The following is a 19,176-nucleotide window of genomic DNA, read 5'->3' on the forward strand; positions in this document are numbered from 1 at the left end:
AGTATGCTCCGGCTCCACTTGATCATTCCTCTAGACTTCGAGAATGACCTCGCCGAGCTCCACCCCACGGTGGTGGGCGTGGAAACCATCGGAACGACGTCACGTGATCATCGATTCGGCGGTGGCACTGGCGTGCGTGATCGGCACCTTCGTCTGGTCGGGGCCACAGCAGTTCGCCCCCGACTTCGGGTTTCCTCTCCTCGGCAGCGACAATCGGCTGATCGCCTCGATCCCGCTCGCCCTGCTGACGGGCGCCGCGGCGATGGTGCGCAGGCGCAAGCCGGTCTTTCTGGTGATCGTGAGCCTGGCGAGCTGGACGATGCTCTCGGCGATCGCCGGTGTGGTCTTCGGCCTGTACGCGTTGGCGGCTTTCGAGACGTCACGACGAATGATGGCCGTCATCACCGCGATCGCACTGGTGACGGTCGGATTCCCGTTCTGGCGCCTTGGCGGTTTCGATGCGAGTGTCCCGATCAGTACGGCGCTGTGCCTCGCACCCACGCTGCTCGGGTTGTGGAGCTTCACCCATCGGAAGCTGGTCGGCAACCTGCTCGAACGCGCTTCCCGGCTCGAACGCGAACGCGATCTGCTCGCCGAACAGGCTCGTGCCGAGGAGCGCACCCGCATCGCCCGCGACATGCACGATGTGGTCGCGCACCGGGTGAGCCTTATCGTGTTGCACGCCGCGACCGCGGAGGTCTCGGGGGATCGGGAAAGGCTCCAGCTGACCAAGAAGATCCGGTCCATCGGCCGGGACGCGCTCAGCGAACTCCGCCAGGTTCTCGAGGTGTTGCGGGTCGGTGACGCGCCACTGTCGCCCCAGCCCCGTATCGAGGACATCGCCGGGCTCGCCGCCCAGTCCCGGGCAGCGGGGGTCCAGGTCGACGTGGAGACCGTCGGAGAGGTTCGCCCCCTGCCTTCGATCGTCGAACAGGCAAGCTACCGTGTCGCCCAGGAGGCACTGACCAACGTGCACAAGCATGCGAGAAACGCCGATACACGCATCCGCATGATCCACGGTCCGGAGGAGTTCCGGCTGATCATCACCAATCAGAGACCGCCATCGTCGCCTGCTCCGGACTCTCTCCCTGGTGGGGGCTTCGGGATCATCGGCCTGCAAGAACGGATCAGGCTGATCGGCGGCACGCTCAGTTGCGGGGCGACCCTCAACGGCGGGTACGAGGTCGAGGCGGTCATTCCGCTTCCATCGACGGGAACCGGCTCATGATCCGGGTGATGGTCGTCGACGACGAATGGATGGTGCGCTCCATGCTGCGCACCATCCTGGAGGCGGCGGGTGACATGTCGGTGGTGGCCGAGGCGTCCGACGGGATATCGGCCGTCGAAGAGGCCGAACGGCACCAGCCGGACGTCGCGCTGGTCGACATCCGGATGCCGGAGTCCGACGGTCTCGCCGCGACAGCACGCCTGCAGTCCTTGCCACGGCCGCCGAGGGTCATCGTTCTCACCACGTTCGATCTTGACGAGTACGTGCAGACCGCACTCCGCAACGGCGCCGTCGGCTTTCTGCTCAAGGACTCCGCGGGGGACGACATGATCACCGCGATCCGGGCGGTCGCCGCCGGCGATGCCATGCTCGCACCGAGCATCACTCGCCGACTGCTGCACACCTTCACCGAACGTGAGCCGTCCCGTCAGGCGAAGGCGCTGGAACAGTTGGACGTGCTGACCGACAAGGAACGTGAGGTTCTCGTCGCACTGGCGGAGGGGCTGGCCAACGCCGACGTCGCGAACAGGCTGTATCTCAGCGAGGCGACCGTCAAAACCCACGTCAGCCGCATCCTGAGCAAGCTGAAGCTGACCAACCGGGTGCAGGCCGCGATCCTCGCACACCGTGCGGGTCTGGCCGGCTGAAGACGAGGGTGGTCCACCGAGGTTCCAGCACGATCCCAGGCCGTCCCCTGAGCATCGGTCAGCACGCTGACGCCTCAGGAAAGTCGGCCGATGACTCCCTTGGACCTTCGTACCACCCCTAGGATCCACCATCCGCGACGCTGGGCGGCCTTGGTTCCCGCGTTGCTCGCCTGCTACATGGATCTGCTCGACGCGACCATCGTCACGGTCGCCTTGCCGGCGTTCGAAGAAGACCTCGGAGCGGGCCCGGCCACGCTGCAATGGACCTCCGCCGGTTACACCCTGGCGTTCGCTGTCCTGCTGATCACCGGTGGCCGGGTCGGGGACATCTACGGCCGGAAGCGGACCTTTGTCGCTGGGATGGCTGTCTTTCTGCTCACCTCGGTGTTGTGCGGCCTGGCGAGGAACCCGGAAATGCTGGTTGTTTCCCGTGTCCTGCAAGGGGCCGCGGCCGCGATGATGATCCCGCAGGTGCTCAGCTTCATCCAGGTCGAGTTCCCTTCACCGGAACGGCCGCGGGCCTTGGCGATGTACGGGATATCGCTGGCATTGGGCGGGATGACCGGCCCGGTGCTCGGTGGCCTGTTGATCCAGGCCGATATCGCCGGGCTCGGCTGGCGTGCGGTCTTCCTGATCAATCTTCCGGTGGGGGCCGCCGCCCTGCTCGGCGCGCTGCGGCTCATGCCGGAATCGCGATCCGGCACGGCACCGAAACTGGACCTGGTCGGCGTGCTGCTGGTGACGGCGGCACTGGTGGCGGTGATGTACCCGCTGGTACAAGGTCACGAGACCGGGTGGCCACTGTGGACATTTCTTTCGTTCGCCGCGGTGATGCCGATTTTTCTGTTCTTCTTGTGGCATCAGCGATTCCGTGAACGCAGCGGGGGGACACCGCTCATCCCGGCACGGATGTCACGTCATCGCAGCCTGCGCGCGGGGCTTCCGCTCGCGTTGATCTTCTTCGCGGGTACAGGCCACACCTTCGTGTTTTCGCTTTACCTGCAACAAGGTCTCGGCTATTCGTCCTGGCGTACCGGGCTCACGCTGTTCCCCTCCTCGCTGGGCATCATCGCGGGCTCGATGCTGTCCATCCGGCTGGCCCCGCGACTGGGCAGGCGGGTGGTGTCGATCGCGGCACTGGTCAAGATCGCCGGGGTGGTCGGCGTGATCTACCCGATCCATGTCCTGGGGCCGGCGTTGACCCCGTGGGCGCTCGTGCCTGGCGCGATCGTCCTCGGGACAGGCATGGCCATGGTCAGCGCGACGCTGGTGAACATCGTGCTGAGCAAGGTCCCCGTCCAGGACGCCGGTGCGGCGTCCGGGCTGATGACCACAGCTCTGCAGGTCGGTTCGGCGATCAGCATCGCGGTGCTCGGCACGGTCTTCTTCGGTTCGCTCACCGGCACCGGGGATCACCGGCAGGCGATCGAGGCCTGCCTCTGGGTCTGCGTGGCGTTGTTCTTCGCCAGTTTCGTGATGAGTTTCCTGCTCCCGCCGGGTGGGGTGCCCGCCACCGCGGCCGACGACCGTCCGCCGTCCGCGAAGGACGGCGGAATCCGACGATCGATTCCGAGGTGATGATCATGCGTGACGTTGACCTGAAGACCGTGCGGACGACAGCCTTCGACGGTGCTCCGGTGCTCGGCCCGCCGGCTGTCCAGAATGTGATGGAGCTGGCCTGGGGCATGTGGGCGAGCGGCGTGATCCAGGCCGCGGCGAAGCTGCGGATCGCGGACTTCGTCGGCGACGAGCCGGTGCACGTCGATCGGCTGGCGGACGAGATCGGTGCGGATCCGGGCGCCTTGTCGAGGCTGATGCGCGCGCTTTCCGCCTACGGTGTCTATCGCCAGCTCGGGCCCGGGCGCTACGAACACACGGAGGCGTCCAGGGCCATGCGCTCCGACGCGCCGGTGCGAATCGGGGACGTGATGCTGACCGGCTCGTACTGGGGCTGGCAGATGTGGGCGAAGCTCGACGAAAGCGTTCGCACCGGCGAATGCGCGTTCCGGGCCACTTACGGCAAGGACCTCTTCAGCTACTTCGCAGAGGATGACAACGAGGCAGGCGCGGCCACTTTGCGCGGTTACGCCGCGCAGTCCGTCGCCATGCACCCCGCGCTGGTCGGCGCACTGGACCTCTCCGAGACCCACACGGTGGTCGACGTGGGTGGCGGACACGGCTCGTTGTTGCGCGCGCTGTTGGAGGCGAACTCCGCCCTGCGCGGAATCCTTTTCGATCGGGCGCACACCATCGAGCACGCGGATCCGGTGCTGAGTACCGGCGCGCTCGCGGACCGATGCGACCTCGAGGCGGGGGACTGCCTGGTGACGGTGCCGAAGGCCGACGTCTATCTGTTCCGTCAGGTACTGCACATGTGGGAGGACGAGAGGTGTGTGCGGGCGTTGAGCAACGTGGCGAAGGCAGCCGAACCGGGCAGCCGGGTCATCCTGCTGGAGCAGCTGATCTCCGATCCGCCCGCCAACCCCTGGGACGCTCTGATGGACCTGCACATGCTGCTGGTCATGGACGGCAGGGAACGGACCGCACACGAGTACGCCGAGCTGTTCGAACGGGCCGGACTGCGGTACCGGGGAGTCACCGAGACCGGAACGCCGCTTCGCCTGATCGAAGCGATCGTCGGGGAGTGAGCGAATGCGGATCTTGTTCTGCACCTGGGCTTGGCAGTCCCATCTCTTTCCCATGGTCCCGCTCGCCTGGGCCTGCCGCGCGGCCGGGCATCAGGTGCGAGTCGCGAGCCAGCCCGGCTTGATGCCGGTGATCCGCCAAGCGGGTCTGGACGCGGTTTCGGTCGGACGCGACGTCGACGTGCCGGGATTCGTCCGCGAATACGTGCTGCGGCCGGGCGGCCGGCCACAGGGCAGGCCTCGAGCGTTGGACATGCTGGTCGAGCTGGCCGATGCGATGGTGGACGATCTGGTCGGGCAAGCCAAACGATGGCGGCCGGACGTGATCGTCTACGAGCTGACCACCTGGGCCGGTCCGCTCGCGGCCGCCGCCATCGGTGTGCCCGCGGTGCGCATGCTCTACGGCGTAGATCTTCTGGAGCGGGCGGCCGGCTTCCTGCCGGACGCGATCGGCCCACTCGCCGAACGGCTCGGCCTCCCGGAAGTGGACGTCCACGGCGGGCTGACCGTTGATCCCTGCCCACCGCGGCTACAGATCTCCACCGGATACCGTCCACAGGAGATCCGTTATGTCCCGTACAACGGTGCCGGCACGGTTCCGTCCTCGATACCGGACAGGGGATCGAGACCGAGGGTCTGTGTGACGTGGGGAACGACGATGGCCAAACTCGAATCGCGGCGAATGCTCGCGGAGTGGATGGCGAAAGCCGTGGCTGTCCTGGACGCCGAGATCGTCGTCGCGATCGCCGAGGAGCACATGGAGCTCCTCACCGGGCTACCCGACGACGTGCGGGTCCTGACCGGAGTACCACTGGACCTGGTGCTGCCGTCCTGCGATCTGGTGCTGCATCACGGCGGCGCCGGGACGACGCTCACCGCGATGACCCACGGTGTACCCCAGCTGGTGATTCCGCAATTGCCCGACCACGCGCTGCACGGGAGGCAACTGGCCGCTACCGGCGCCGGGCGGGTCATCGCGAAGGAGGACGCCGAGCCGGAGTCGGTCCGTGAGGCGGTCACCGCGCTGCTCGCGGAGTCAGGTCACCGTGAATCGGCTGCGGCGCTCGCCACCGAGTCGCGGCTCCGGCCGCCACCCGCGGACGTGGTACACGTGCTGGAGAAGCTGGCCGCCGAGCGTGAATGACGACGGAGGCCGTGTGACGGCGACACCGCCACACGGCCTCCGGTGTCAATGGCCGCCCGCGACGTTGACCACACTGCCGGTCACGTGGCGGTTCGCGTCGGAACCCAAGAACGCCACCACGTTCGCCACGTCCTCGGGTAGACCGAACCGCAGGTGCGGGATCCGCTCGTTGAGCACACTCTGGATCTCCGCCGGGCTCAGCCCGGCCAAAGTGGCCCGGATCTCCGGGGGCACCTTCGGCAGCAGATTGGCCGTCACGGTCGGCCCGGGCGCCACGGCGTTACTGAGAATGCCGTGACCCACCAGCTCGGTGGCCAACGTCCGGTTCAGCCCATGCAATGCCGCTTTACTCGCCACGTATGCCTCCTCGCCGCGCATCCCGCGGTTGACGATGCTGGCGGACATCAGCACGATCCGGCCCCAGCCACGGGCCTTCATACCCGGCAGCACCGCCTGGACGGTATGGAAAGCGCCTTCGACCTCTTCGCGCAGCTGCGCTCGCCATTGCTCGGCCGGCACCGTCTCGAAAGGGCCGCGGTGTTCATCCGGCCCTCGAGCCGGCGACGCGTTGACGACCAGGACATCGATACCGCCCCAGGCGGAGGTCACGGCGTCGGTCGCCGATCGGATCGACTCTTCGTCACCGAGGTCGTACGGCAAGGCCAAGGCTTGCCCGCCGCCCTTCTCGACCGTCTCGACAACCGCTGACGCGGCATTCTTGTTGCGGTGATAGGTAAGCGCCACGCGCGCTCCTTCGGCAGCGAAGACCTGCGCCATCGTTCCGCCGAGACCACCACTGCCGCCGGTGATGAGGACCGACCTGCCTGCGAGCCCGAGATCCATTCGTGCTCCCCCTTACCGTCTGTTGTGGACTTCACCAGGCGAGCGGGAGCTCGTCCGGCCTGCTGAACGCCAGCCCGACGCTCCAGTCGAGTTCGTCTTCCGCGACCGCGAGGCGAAGGTCCGGGAAACGCGCCAGCAGCGAACCGAGTGCGACCTCCAGTTCGATCCTGCCCAGCTGGGCGCCGAGACAATGGTGAATGCCGTGTCCGAAGGCGACATGGGGGTTTCGGGGGCGGGACAGCCGCACCTCGTCGGGTTCGGGGAATACCGAGTCGTCGCGGTTCGCGGCGTTGATCGAGGGCAGGACGGCTTCCCCCGCCCGGATCACCACGTCACCGATCTTCACGTCCTCCGTTGCGATCCGCAGCGCTCCGATGCCGCCGCCTGCCTGGGAAAGGCGTAGCAACTCTTCCACCGCACCGGGAAGAAGGCCGCGATCGCGGCGCAGATCGTCGAGCCGCGCCGGATTCCGCAACAAGGTCAACAAGGCATGCACGATGCTCGCGGTCGTCGCGTGGTACCCGGCGCCGAGCAGCGTGTAGCCGAACGCCACCAGTTCTTCCTCGCTGAGCCGATCTCCCTCGTCTTGCGCGGAGATCAGCACCATCAGGAGGTCATCGGTCGGGGTCCGCCGTTTGTCCTTGATCAGCTCCGTCAAGTATGCGGAGAGACTGTCTTTCGCGGCCAGTACTTCGGCCTGCCGATCGGGTGTGAAGCCGAGCATGATGTCGGTCCACGCCCGGAACTGGTCGACGTCGGCCAAGGGGACCCCCAGCATTTCGCAGATCACCGTGATCGGGAGCGGCTGGGCGAGGCAGGTGATCAGGTCGGCAGGCGGCCCCGATTCGGCCATCGTGTCGAGACATCCGCGCGTGAGATCCTCGATCCGAGGGCGCAGCGCTTCGATCCGCCGGGGGCTGAACGCCTTCGAAACCAGTTTGCGCAGCCTGCTGTGCTCCGGCGGATCCATCACGAAGATCGACCGTGAACCGCGAGCGATCGGCAGGATCCGTGGTGCGCCGGGTGCGGTGATCGCCTCCCGGCTGAACCTGGTGTCAGCGAGGACGTCTCGCACGTCTTCGTGGCGGAGCAACAGCCAGGCGAGGTCACCGGTCGGCAGCGTCACCCGGCAGACCGGCCGTTCGACCTGGAGTTTCCGGTACTCGGCCGGTGGAAGTACCGGATCGTCCGCACGGAACGGAAAGGACGGTGCTGGCTCGGCAGGCATGGCGTTCTCCTCATCGGGATCCGCGACAGACGGCGAAGCACCACGGTGCGCGCATGCGTTGTAGCGCCGATGGAAACTCGCTGGGCATGACCGATCGGTCGGGGTTCAACGGCGCACCAGCGCGTTTGGAGCACGGACCGCGAACCTTCGTTCCGAGGCCGCACCGGATCGACGGACGGAGGCATTCGATGTCAAAGGTCCTCAGCAGACAGGGATCCCGACGAAATACCCAGCGCTCCGTGGCATTTCCCCGCCGCGGGCGGATTCGGTCATGAAGCCCACGGGGATCGCCGTCATCGGACTGGGCAACATGGGGGCCGCGATGGCGCACCGGCTACTCGAAGGCGGTTTCGCGTTGACGGTCTGCAACCGTACGACCGAGAAGGCGGCGCCGCTGGTCGCCGCTGGAGCGGTGCTCGCTGAATCGATCGAAGCCGTCGCCGAGACGGGGCTGATCTTGCTCAGCCTGAGTGACGAGGCCGCGGTCGACGAGGTGCTTTTCGGCAAATTGCTTCCCGCCCTGCGGCGAGGAACCCTGGTGATCGACACGTCCGCGGTATCGCCGGGATATGCCCGCCAGGCCGCGCGGCGGCTGGCGGACGCGGGGATACGGCGGGTGGAGGCCAGTGTGATCGGCAACCCCGGGATGGCCCGGTCCGGCGGCCTGCGGGTCTTCACCGCGGGGGAGCACGACGACGTCGAGTCCGCTCGCGAGGTGCTGAATACCTTGAGCCGCGACGGCTTTGTACACCTTGGACGGTCCGGTCAGGCCAGTGCGCTCAAACTGGCCTTCAACCTGATACTCGGCGCGCAGACGGTCGCCTTGGCCGAGGCGGTCTCGTTCGCCGCCGTCGCCGGGCTGGACCGCAAGACGCTGTTGGACGCCGTGCTGAACAGCGGCGTCCGATCGCCGGTCCTGGCTTTCCGGGCCGAATTCATGCGCACCGGACGCTACGAACCCGCCGCGTTCCGGGCACGGTTGATGGAGAAGGACGTCCGGCTCCTGCTGACGGAGGCACAGGACGCAGGATTGGCCCTCCCGCTGGCGGACGCTCTCGCCCATCGCTATGCCGGCGTCGTCGCGGCCGGCGACGGTGACAAGGACGCGGCCGTGGTCCTGGCGGCACATGAAGACACGATCCCCCGAGTCAAGGAGGAACACCAGCAATGACCACATCAGCATCGAGTGTCGACGCCGCGGGCCCGAGCGCCGTCTTCGAACTCGGTACCGCCTTCTGCACCGCCAAATGTCTCCTGACCGCACTCGAATTGAGTTTGTTCACCGTACTCGGCGATGACGAGATGACCGCGGAGGAACTGCGGGTGAAGCTGGACCTGCACCCGCGGGGAACGCCCGATTTCTTCAATGTGCTGGCCGCGCTCGACCTTCTCGAGAAGAACGACGGGCGATACCGCAACAGTGCACTGGCCGGGCGCCATCTGGTGCGGACCGGCGACGGGTACATCGGTGGCTTTCTCGAACGGGCCAATCACATGCTTTATCCGGCGTGGGGCCGCTTCGGGGAGATGTTGCGGACCGGAAAGCCCACAGCCGAAGCCGACTACATGGAGATGATCAAGGAGCCGAACCGGCTTCGCAGCTTCCTCGGCATGATGGACGCGCTCACCACCTTGATCGTGCCTGAACTGGCCAGGGCCATCGAATGGACCGCCTACCGTTCGATGGTGGACGTCGGGGGCGCGCGCGGCAATCTCACGGGTGGGCTGATCAAGGCGCATCCACATCTCTCGGGCACCGTGTTCGATCTGCCGGAGATGCGGACACCGTTCGACGAGCACATGCGCGCGCTCGGTCTCGAGGAGAAGACCACCTTCCAGGCGGGTGACTTCTTCACCGATCCGATCCCGTCCGCCGACGTGGTGGTCATCGGCCACGTCCTCCACGACTGGTCACCGGATGAATGCAGGGCATTGGTGCGTAAGGCGTTCGACGCGGTACGGCCCGGCGGCAAGCTCGTCGTGTACGACCGGATGGTGGACGAGGAAGGCACCGATCTGACCAACCTGATCATCAGCCTCGACATGATGCTGACCACGCCGGGTGGAGCGGAGTACCCGCCGTCGGAGTACCAGGGATGGCTCACGGAAGCCGGCTTCGGCTCGACAGAGGTCGCTCCGCTCGGCGAGAACGACACCGTCGTGATCGGTCACAAGGCGGGATGATCGAGTGGAGATCGGAGTCGGCCTCCCCGCGGCGGTATGCGGCGTGGTGGGCGATCAGCTCTTGGACTGGGCACGGTATGCAGACCAGGCTGAGTTCAGCTCACTGGCTACGCTGGACCGGCTCGTGTACGGCAACTGCGAATCGTTGATCGCCTTGGCCGCCTCGGCCGGTGTCACGCGGCGTATACGCCTTGCCGCGACGGTCCTGCTCGCGCCGTATCGAGGCAACCCGGCACTGCTCGCGAAGCAGCTCGCCACCCTCGACCGAATCAGTGAGGGGCGCTTGGTGGCCGGTCTCGCCGCCGGAGGCCGGGAGGACGACTTCATCGCCGCTGACCTGCCCTACGCGCGGCGAGGCCGCACTCTCGACAGCGCGGTGGAGCGAATGGTTTCCATCTGGTCGGGCGCGGAGCCCGACGGCCGCATCGGCCCGTCGCCGTATCGAGGGAGCCCGCCCTTGATCTTCGGCGGGCATACCGACATCGCGATCCGGCGAGCCGCGCGCTATGGGCAGGGCTGGATCTCCGGCGGCAGCTCGGCCAGCGGATACCGGGAGCTTGCCGAGCGCGCCCGGCGCGGCTGGGCCGCCGAAGGACGGCTGGATCAGCCACGGCTGCTGGCGCTGGCTTACTTCGCGCTCGGCCGTCAAGGCACAGAACTGGCCCGGCGTTACGTCGGCGAGTACTACGCGTTTCTCGGGGAGAGGGCGACCGACCGGATCACCAAGGGCGTGCTCACGGATCCGGTGCGAGTGCGCGAAGCCGTGGCGGCCTACGCCGACGCGGGCTGTACCGAACTGATCCTCATGCCGTGCTCGGCCGAACTGTCCCAGCTTGAACTGCTCGACGGAGCAGTGCACTGAAGGTCTTACGCCGTACCACTCAAAGACCTCGTCTGCTGATGGCCAGCATGGCATCGAGATCCGACACCTTGCTGCGGTCCCGGCCCTGTGCCTGACCCCGGTTGATCTCGTAACAGTCCAGGCGTAGCCAGTCCGACCAGGTCACGAACTCCGTGCCACGGCGGCGTAACAGTCGCGGCACGGAGTTCGGGTCCGACGACCGGGCGCGGGTTCCTTCCGCGAGGTCCTCGACAACGCTGCGCGCCGTCTCCGCCGCATCCGCCTTGTTGGTGCCGATCACGCCGGTCGGGCCGCGCTTGAGCCAACCCGCCACGTAGCACCCGGCGACCGGCCGTGCGCCGCCATCGACAATCCGTCCCTTGCGGTGAGGCAGGGTTCCGGTTCGTGATTCGAAAGGCAGCCCTGGCAACGGGTCGGCTCGATAGCCCACGGCACGGAGGACACTCTGGACCGGAAGCACCTCGCCAGGGCCGTGTTCACCCGGCCGGGTACGGGACAAGCGAAGTTCGCGCACCTCGCTGTCACCTTCGATCGCCGCCGCGCTCCGCCAGAACACCAGATGGATCCGCCGGGTGGCGTCGGTCATGGGGCGTCGCGCCCACTCCCGCAGGAGGTCGACGTTGGCTCGCGTCTGCCTGTTGGCTTCGAGTAGTTGCTCGTCCGCCTCGTCCAAGCGCAAGTCCTCGGACCGCACCAGAACGTCGACCCCGCGCAACAGGCCGAGTTCCCTGAGTTCGACGGTGGTGAACTTGGCCTGGGCGGGCCCGCGCCTGGCCACCAGGTACACGTCGGCGACGCTGCTGCACCGCAATCCGTCGAGGACGTGGTCCGGTACGTCGGTATCCACCAGCTCGCGGGGATCTTTCACCAGCAGTCTGGTCACGTCCAGCGCGACGTTGCCCGCTCCGAGTACGGCGACCTTCCTCGCATGCAGGGGAAAGTCGTTGAGCGCGTCCGGATGGCCGTTGTACCAAGAGACGAACTCGCCGGCCGGCCAGCTGCCACGCAGGTCCTCACCGGGGACTCCGAGTTCGCGATGCCCGGGGGCTCCGGTCGCGAAGATCACGGCCTCGTAGTGGGCGAGCAGGTCGTCGAGGCCGATGTCCAGGCCGAACGTCACGTTGCCGAAGAACCGGACGGCGGGATTTTCCAGCACTCGCCGCAGAACGGTGCTCACCGATTTGATCCTCGGATGGTCGGGCGCCACACCGTACCGGACCAGGCCGTACGGAGTGGGCAGGCGATCGAACACATCGACAGCCGGACTGTAGTCCGATTTCAGCAGGGCCTCCGCGGTGAACACCCCCGCGGGCCCAGAACCGACGACCGCTATTCGTGGTGTGCGGGCTGACGACACAACGATTCCCCTCCTCCGACGTGTCTCGTGCCGTCAACGCTAGGCGCGTCTCCAGGTACTGACATCGGCCTTCGGTCGCCCGATTCACTACAGAAAGTCTTGTGGCGCGAGAACCTGGCTACATCGATCGGATGACCCTTGCTTGCACAGAGCGGCTCCGGCTGACTCCTGAAGAGTCGTCGCGGTCTGTGTCGTCAGGCCGATAAGTCCAGGTCAACGCGTCGCCTGCCATGGTCGGCGGCAGCTTTGAACGCGGCTTTGGTGGGCTGTTAACCGCATCAGGATCGCTTTAGTAAGCCACCACCGATCTTCAAGGGCGGGAGTCGTACCGCCCGATAGATTGAAGGGACTCACAAGGACGCTTGAAAGAATCGGTATCCGTGCTTCGAGTGCGGGCCATCGAGTCACTGACAACTGGGGGAGCGTGCTGACGATGGAGGTCAATCTGCTGGGCCCGCTCGAAGTCTTCCGCGAGGGAGTGGTGATCACTCCGTCCGCGCCGAAACTTCGGCGGATGTTCAGTCTTCTGGCACTACAGGCCAACAATCTCGTCCGGACCGATCAGATCATCGACGAGCTCTGGGAGGACAGGCCGACAGCGAGCGCCGCCACGACATTGCAAACCTACATCTACCAACTGCGTAAGTTGCTACAACTGTCACCGGCCGAAGGCGTGCGCTCGTCCCGGCCTGCCGGTGCCGACGGCGCCGCGTTGCACACGCTGGCCAATGGCTATGTCCTCGCGCTGCCGTCGAATTCGCTTGACTCGCGCTTGTTCGAGCAACTGGCGAAGCGCAGCCGAGGCGAACTGGAATCGGGGACGGTCGAGGCCGCGTCCAAGACGCTGGAGGAAGCGCTACGGCTGTGGCGTGGTCCTGCGCTCGCCGACGTCAGCACGGGACCGGTCCTGGATGCGGAGACACGACGCCTGGAAGAACTCCGCAAAGGCGTCCTTGAACAGCGGATCGAGGTGGATCTCCAGCTGGGCAAGCACAACGAGCTGCTCGGTGAGCTCACCATGCTGGGGGCGCAGTATCCCACCCACGAGGGGTTCCAGGCGAAACTGATGCTGGCTCTCTATCGAGCGGGAAGACAGGCCGAGGCGCTCCACGTGTACCACCGCACCAGGGACGCTTTGGCAACCGAACTCGGCTTGGATCCCACCGATTCACTGCAACGTTTGCAGCGGGCCGTACTGAGTGCGGATCAGAGCCTGTCATCGCCGACGCCCGGCCCGGGCACGGTTGTCACTCGCCGGTCGAGACCACCACGGCAGCTCCCACCCGACGGTACGGTTCTCATCGGCAGGCGAGCCGAGAGCACAGCGGCTCTCGAGGCGTTGTGCACTGGTCGTGGCCGGGCGGCGACGGTGGTTGTCATCGTCGGTCCTCCCGGGGTCGGCAAGACGGCGCTGTGCAACCACGTCGCGCATCAAGTCGTGGACAGGTACCCGGATGGGCAGTTCTACGCCAAGCTGCTCGACGACGACGGGAGCCCGGTCGAACCGGGTGAGGTGCTCGCCGGCTTCTTGCGCGCGGCCGGGGTGACCGACGAACGGATCCCGGCGTCGACGGACGAGCGCAGCAGGATGTTCCGTACCTGGACCACGGAACACCGGGTTCTTCTCGCGCTGGACGACGCGGTCAGTGCCGAGCAGTTGCTGCCGTTGCTTCCGTCGAGCGCGGAATGTGGAGTACTCGTGACCAGTCGGCGCCGTCTTTTCGTCGCGGCGACGAGTATGACCGTCGAACTGCTTCCGCTCACCGAGCCTGAAGGAGTTCAGCTGCTGACCGGAGTTCTCGGCAGTGACCGGGTTGCCAAAAATGATCAGGCGGCCAGGGAACTGGTGAAGCTGTGCGATGGGCTCCCGCTGGCACTGCATTGGGCCGCCGGCCAGTTGCAGGTCCGGCAGCACTGGGCGATCGCCAGATCGGTCCATCGGCTCAGTACCGCGATCGACGACCCTTCGGTCGATACCGACATCCTCGGCCTGCGGGCTAGTGTCGAACGGAGCTACTCGCTGGCTCGTCCGGGCGCGCAGGACGCCTTTCGCAAGCTGGCGAAGCTCGATAACCCAAGCGTCTCGGTGGCTCTCGCGGCCAGGATGCTGGAGGTGGACGAGCAATATGCCGAGTCGTTGCTGGAGGATCTGGCCGAACTGTGGCTTATCGACGTGACGGCGTTCGACGAGCGGATCGGTCATACCCAGTACCGTTTCCTTCCCAGCCTACGTGCGATCGGCCGTAGGCTGAGCCCGCGGGAGGAACTCTGCCTGATGGCCTGAACCGACGTCGGCCCGGCACTCAGCCGGGCCGACGTCGCCGCGACCGCATGATGGTTCGGGGCCGGCGAGCACAGAATCGCGGCCGGTGCCGCCGAATCACCGGATGCCGCTGAGTCCGGTCGGCGACGATTTCTTCGGCGTAGCAGCGGATAAGTGGATGAAGCTCGTAGCTCACCGTCGAATCCGCTTCTCCGGATATCCGGAGAAGTCCGTGATCGACGAGGGTGAGCAGAATCCTGCCGCTCTCCAGCCGGTCGTAGCCGAGCAGTGAGGTCGCCTCGGCTTGGGTCAACGTGGTCTTACCGAGGGTGGCGAACTTCTGGAGCGCGAGTTGTGCCGGTCTCGGTATGACGTGGTAACTGCCGGCTATCCGCCCGCGCACGTCCAGATCGTGGAAGGACAACGCGTCGAGCCGGCGTGCACCGTTTTCGAGCTGGTGGAGCACGGTTCCGATGGGCCATCCGGACACGGAACGGAGCTGGGCACCGACCGCGCGAACGGCCAGAGGCAGTCCGCCGCACAGCTGGACTATCCGGTCCACCTGCTCGCGTTCGCCTGCGATCCGTTCCGTGCCGATCATCGCGGACAGCAGCCCGGTACTCTCGGTCGGCTCGAGGGGATCGAGACAGACCAAGCGGGATCCCGCCGCCGGGTGGATGCCACGCCGGGTGGTGACTACTACCGCACAACGCGGCCCCGCGGGCATCAGTGGCCGTACCTGCTCCGCGGAACCGACGTCGTCGAGCACGACGAGTACCCGCTTCATCGAAGTCCAAGTGCGAAAGAGTGCTGCCTTGTCTTCACGATCGGCAGGTAGTCGCTCCGCGGGAAAACCGGCGGCCATGAGAAAGCCGTTCAGTACGTCCGCCGGATCTCTCGCTCCGTCGCCACTCGTACCCAAGCATGCGTAGAACTGCCCTCCCTCGAACCGCGATCGCACACGTTGCGCGACGCGTACCGCGAAGGCGGTCTTGCCGACTCCCGGCATCCCATGCACCGACAGCACCCTCGGTGCGACGTCCGCGAGCCCAGCCGAAGTCAGCCACATGACAGCGTCCTCCACCAGGCCACCGCGGCCAATGAAGTCCGCACTGTCACCAGGCAGTTGCGCGGGGCGCTCGGTCGCGGTGGTGACCTGTGCTTTCAGGGGCGTGGCATCGGGCAACGGTTCGCCCGCCAGCACGGCCTGATGCGCATGTTGCAGAAGCTGGGAGGGCTCGAGACCCATCTCCTCGACCATTTCGCGACGAAATCGCTGGTAGACCTCCAAAGCCTCATCACGCCGATGGCAGCGGTGCAGTGCGAGCATCAGGTGGCCGTGAAACACTTCGCTGCGTGGATGGGTGATCACGAGTTCCTTCAGCTCGCTCAGCAGTTCCCGGTGCCGGCCCAGCTGCAGGTCCGCTCCGATGCGGAGTTCAAGGGCGCGGAGCCTGCTCTCCTCGAGACCGGTGACATGCGCGGCCAGCAGGGGGCCGGTCTCCATGGCGCTCATCATCGGTTCTCGCCACAAGCTCAGGGCCTCACGTAGCGATTCCACGGCCAGACGTGGTTCGCCGCGCTCCAGCGCGCTTTCTCCGCGCTGGACCAAGTGCTCGAACCGGTGCAGATCGAGACACTGTGGTGGCATCTCGAGGAAATAGCTCTGCTGTTTGGTGTGCAACGCGAAACCGTGCTTCGACAGATGTGCAGGGAAAAGTCGACAGCGAAGTTTGTGTATATATGTGTGGACCGTCGTGCGCGCGCTGGGTGGAGGATGGTTACCCCAGAGTTCGAGAACGAGATCACCCATGTTGACCGGCGTGCTTCGTCGAAGTATCAGAAGCGCCAGAATTCTTCGCATTTTTGGTGCGCTCGGCGTGACATCTTGCCCATTGATTTCGACCGCCAAAGAACCCAGAATTTTACAATGTAAATCCACCGACTGATCCTCCCCAGTGGCACGATAAAGGGTAGCAGTTTTCGTGTTCCACGCATATCATGCCGTGGCTGGATAATATAGTGGAAAGGATCACTGTGTCAAGGAAGTCGATAAGGTGTGGCCGGTCTTCGGTTTCCTCAGTGATTGGCGGATCCGGAAAAGCGTGGTACGTGCGTTGATCACAATGTTTTCCCTGGTGACGCAGCCGTCGCGTAGTCGAATCCGCAGCTTCGCCCGTCTGTCATCGATGTTTACGTGAGGTTATGGTTCTGTGACAGCGCGGCACGTCCGGCTGTGGACTGTCGGACGCGCGGGTTGTCCGTACGGCTGACGCCACTCGGTGAATTCGTGAATTCTGATTAAGGTCGGCATTCGGTCTCGTTCGTGTTCTTCTGTCACTATGCCCTCTCGCGAAGGCGGCCAAGGACGGGTTGTGTGCGCATAATACTCGCATGTGCGCCGGCGGAGCGAAGGCGCTTCTTCTCACGGCTGTTACCTGGACGGCGGTGTGTTCGGGGGATCGTTCGTGGTTCGGAGTGCGTCGGCATGTCGTGGATGAGCGGTGCGAGGCCAGTGGCGTTTCTGGCCGTGGTCGACGGAGCAATGACCGACTGTGTCAACCTTCTGGTCTATTTCGCCGATCGATTTGGCAAGGCTTTTTGCGCATGTATAGTCGCGGTTGTGACCGATTCAAAGCCTCGCCGGTCGCCGAAGCCACAAGAGCGGCGGCGGGATGCGGACCGCACGCGCCGGTCGATCCTGGATGCGGCTGTGGTGGAGTTCGCGGCGCACGGGTACGCGGGTGCGCGGATCGCTGCGATTTCGGCACGTGCCGGTGTTAACCAGCAGCTGATTTCGTATTACTTCGGGGGTAAAGAGGGCCTGTATCGGGCGATGTCGGAGAGATTAGGCCGGCGACAGAGTGAGTTGATGCCGCCGGGGGCGCCGTTGTCGGAGCAGTTGCACCGCTGCGTACTGGAGGCCCTTTCCAGTCGAGATGACATGCGGCTGCTGGTTTGGTCAGGGTTGGAGTACGACGGCCCGCAGAGCGACCCAGGCCATACGTCCTGGATGAGGCGTTTGGGTGGGACGGTGGAGCACGTTACCCAGCTGCGGGAGTCCGGGAAGTTGCCGGATTGGGTCGATTCGGGGTGCCTGACGGTAATGGTGATGGCCGCCGCGATGGCACCCGTGACGTTGCCGCGCATCATCGAGGGGCTATTAGAGATCGATCCGGAGTCCCCTGAGTTCGTCGAGCGCTACGCCGACCAACTCGCCAAGCTGGTCGAATACCTGAACCTCCAGAAGTCGGACCGGTCGCCGACCACGTAGGGATGTAGCGCGCAGACCTCGTGAGCGTTCAAATGCAGCCTACGGCGCCCGCGAGCGACGGGGTGACCGTGCGCGCGGCAGATGTACCGGGTCGAGGCAGCGGCGGGTCTCGGTCGGGCCGGGGTTCAGTCCGGCGTCGGCGAGGCCGTCCATGCACAGGCGAGTTCTCCAGTCGGGACCGGGAGGCCGACCTTCGCCGCTGCCCTTTACCGATTCGCTTCGTCTCCCGCGCCGCACGTCCTCGCGTGGGATGGGACGTTCCAGGCGAACCGGCGTTCGGCGCTGAGGCGGAGGGCGAACTGGCGCCCGCGGATGCACGAGGCCTAGTGTCATGCGCCGGAAATTCGCTATCTAATTGGATGTGGCGATGGCGGGTCGTGGACGGTCCAAGGTCGAGTTGATCCTCAGCGATGACGAGCGTGAGACGTTGCTGCGGTGGGCGCGGCGGGCGAAGTCGGCGCAGGCGCTGGCGTTGCGGTGTCGCATTGTGCTGGCGTGCGCGGATGGCTTGTCCAATGTGGAGGTCGCGGATCGGCTCGAGGTCAACCGGATGACGGCGGGTAAGTGGCGGGCCCGGTTCGTCGCGCAGCGATTGGACGGGCTGGCCGACGAAGACCGGCCCGGTCGGCCGCCGTCGATCGCGCTCGACCAGGTCGAGGAGGTGATCGTGACAACCCTGGAACAGACTCCCCGCAACGCCGCTCACTGGTCGCGCACGTCGATGGTCGAGCGGTCCGGGCTGTCGAAATCGACGATTGGCCGGATCTGGCGGGACTTCGGGCTCAAACCCCACCAGGCCGACACCTTCAAGCTGTCCACCGACCCGTTGTTCGTGGACAAGGTCATCGATGTCGTCGGGCTCCATCACAACCCGCCGGAACGGGCGGTGGTGCTGTGCGCTGACGAAAAGAGCCAGGTCCAAGCGCTGGACCGCTCCCAGCCAGTGCTGCCGGTGATGCCGGGCATGCCCGAGCGACGCAGCCACGACTACGTCCGCCACGGCATCACCAGCCTGTTCGCGGCGTTCAACATCGCGGATGGCACCGTGATCAGCGAACTGCACCGCAAGCATCGAGCCGCCGAGTTCAAGAAGTTCCTGACCACGATCGACAAAACCGTCCCCGCCGATCTCGACATCCACCTGATCTGCGACAACTACGGCACCCACAAGACCCCGGCGATCAAAGCGTGGCTCGCCAAGCATCCCCGGTTCCACATGCACTTCACCCCCACAGGATCGAGCTGGATCAACCAGGTCGAGCGCTGGTTCGGGTTCCTCGCCGATCAGCTGATCCGGCGTGGCTTTCACAAAAGTGTTGCGGCACTGGAGAAAGACATCCGCGAGTGGATCAAAGACTGGAACCAGAACCCGAAGCCGTTCGTGTGGAAGAAGACCGCCGAAGAGATCATCGACTCACTCGCACGATATTGCCAGCGAATTTCCGGCGCAGGACACTAGCTACTAAGCTGCGGGAGTTCGGCAAGTGCGTGATCGGTGTCG

At 65.6% G+C, this 19,176-nt stretch carries 15 protein-coding genes; 11 read left to right on the plus strand and 4 right to left on the minus strand.

Annotated features, from left to right (window positions below; all coding sequences use genetic code 11):
• Positions 1-103: 103 nt before the first annotated feature.
• The 5 genes from AC069I_RS17215 (at position 104) to AC069I_RS17235 (ending at position 5,664) form a co-directional block, all read left to right on the plus strand.
• Entirely contained in the window at positions 104-1,228 is a 1,125-nt protein-coding gene (locus AC069I_RS17215) for a sensor histidine kinase (RefSeq protein ID WP_478230549.1), read from the plus strand.
• The gene (locus tag AC069I_RS17220) at positions 1,225-1,875 is read left to right on the plus strand and encodes a response regulator transcription factor (RefSeq protein ID WP_340682671.1); all 651 of its coding nucleotides are present in this window, start codon (positions 1,225-1,227) and stop codon (positions 1,873-1,875) included. The genes AC069I_RS17215 and AC069I_RS17220 overlap by 4 nt, the downstream gene beginning before the upstream one ends.
• Before the next feature lie 90 nt (positions 1,876-1,965).
• Complete coding sequence (locus AC069I_RS17225; RefSeq protein ID WP_478265810.1) at positions 1,966-3,453, plus strand: MFS transporter; 1,488 nt, start codon at positions 1,966-1,968, stop codon at positions 3,451-3,453.
• Between the two features lie 5 nt (positions 3,454-3,458).
• Positions 3,459-4,523: a methyltransferase gene (locus tag AC069I_RS17230; RefSeq protein ID WP_478230551.1), complete on the plus strand. Its 1,065-nt coding sequence runs from the start codon at positions 3,459-3,461 to the stop codon at positions 4,521-4,523.
• Between the two features lie 4 nt (positions 4,524-4,527).
• Positions 4,528-5,664: a nucleotide disphospho-sugar-binding domain-containing protein gene (locus AC069I_RS17235; RefSeq protein WP_478265811.1), complete on the plus strand. Its 1,137-nt coding sequence runs from the start codon at positions 4,528-4,530 to the stop codon at positions 5,662-5,664.
• A gap of 45 nt (positions 5,665-5,709) precedes the next feature.
• On the opposite strand, the gene AC069I_RS17240 is transcribed toward AC069I_RS17235, so the two are convergent.
• Positions 5,710-6,507 (minus strand): SDR family NAD(P)-dependent oxidoreductase, encoded by a 798-nt coding sequence (locus AC069I_RS17240; protein ID WP_478230553.1) that lies wholly within the window; start codon positions 6,505-6,507, stop codon positions 5,710-5,712.
• A 31-nt stretch (positions 6,508-6,538) separates the two neighbouring features.
• Positions 6,539-7,735: a cytochrome P450 gene (locus AC069I_RS17245; RefSeq protein WP_478230554.1), complete on the minus strand. Its 1,197-nt coding sequence runs from the start codon at positions 7,733-7,735 to the stop codon at positions 6,539-6,541.
• A gap of 271 nt (positions 7,736-8,006) precedes the next feature.
• On the opposite strand from AC069I_RS17245, the gene AC069I_RS17250 reads away from it, so the two are divergent.
• Genes AC069I_RS17250 through AC069I_RS17260 form a run of 3 tightly spaced genes read left to right on the plus strand, consistent with a single transcriptional unit; the run spans position 8,007 to position 10,781 of the window.
• Positions 8,007-8,906: an NAD(P)-dependent oxidoreductase gene (locus AC069I_RS17250; RefSeq protein WP_478230555.1), complete on the plus strand. Its 900-nt coding sequence runs from the start codon at positions 8,007-8,009 to the stop codon at positions 8,904-8,906.
• Positions 8,903-9,919 carry a methyltransferase gene (locus AC069I_RS17255; protein ID WP_478265812.1) on the plus strand — a complete coding sequence of 339 codons (1,017 nt, stop codon included), beginning with the start codon at positions 8,903-8,905 and terminating at the stop codon, positions 9,917-9,919. The genes AC069I_RS17250 and AC069I_RS17255 overlap by 4 nt, the downstream gene beginning before the upstream one ends.
• A 4-nt stretch (positions 9,920-9,923) precedes the next feature.
• Positions 9,924-10,781, plus strand: a complete 858-nt coding sequence (locus AC069I_RS17260) for an LLM class flavin-dependent oxidoreductase (protein ID WP_478230557.1) — start codon at positions 9,924-9,926, stop codon at positions 10,779-10,781.
• Between the two features lie 19 nt (positions 10,782-10,800).
• Here AC069I_RS17260 and AC069I_RS17265 read toward each other — a convergent pair whose 3' ends face one another.
• The gene (locus tag AC069I_RS17265) at positions 10,801-12,138 is read right to left on the minus strand and encodes an FAD-dependent oxidoreductase (protein WP_478230558.1); all 1,338 of its coding nucleotides are present in this window, start codon (positions 12,136-12,138) and stop codon (positions 10,801-10,803) included.
• Between the two features lie 433 nt (positions 12,139-12,571).
• On the opposite strand from AC069I_RS17265, the gene AC069I_RS17270 reads away from it, so the two are divergent.
• Positions 12,572-14,422 carry an AfsR/SARP family transcriptional regulator gene (locus AC069I_RS17270; RefSeq protein ID WP_478265813.1) on the plus strand — a complete coding sequence of 617 codons (1,851 nt, stop codon included), beginning with the start codon at positions 12,572-12,574 and terminating at the stop codon, positions 14,420-14,422.
• A gap of 19 nt (positions 14,423-14,441) precedes the next feature.
• Here the strand turns inward: AC069I_RS17270 and AC069I_RS17275 are convergent, their stop codons facing one another.
• The gene (locus AC069I_RS17275; RefSeq protein ID WP_478230559.1) at positions 14,442-16,313 is read right to left on the minus strand and encodes an AfsR/SARP family transcriptional regulator; all 1,872 of its coding nucleotides are present in this window, start codon (positions 16,311-16,313) and stop codon (positions 14,442-14,444) included.
• 603 nt (positions 16,314-16,916) lie between these two features.
• On the opposite strand from AC069I_RS17275, the gene AC069I_RS17280 reads away from it, so the two are divergent.
• A complete protein-coding gene (locus AC069I_RS17280; RefSeq protein ID WP_478265814.1) occupies positions 16,917-17,675 on the plus strand; it encodes a TetR/AcrR family transcriptional regulator in 759 nt (252 codons plus the stop codon).
• Positions 17,676-18,042: 367 nt separating this feature from the next.
• Positions 18,043-19,134: an IS630 family transposase gene (locus AC069I_RS17285; protein ID WP_478265815.1), complete on the plus strand. Its 1,092-nt coding sequence runs from the start codon at positions 18,043-18,045 to the stop codon at positions 19,132-19,134.
• Positions 19,135-19,176 lie beyond the last annotated feature (42 nt).

The organism is Amycolatopsis sp. NPDC043885 (genome assembly GCF_056435685.1).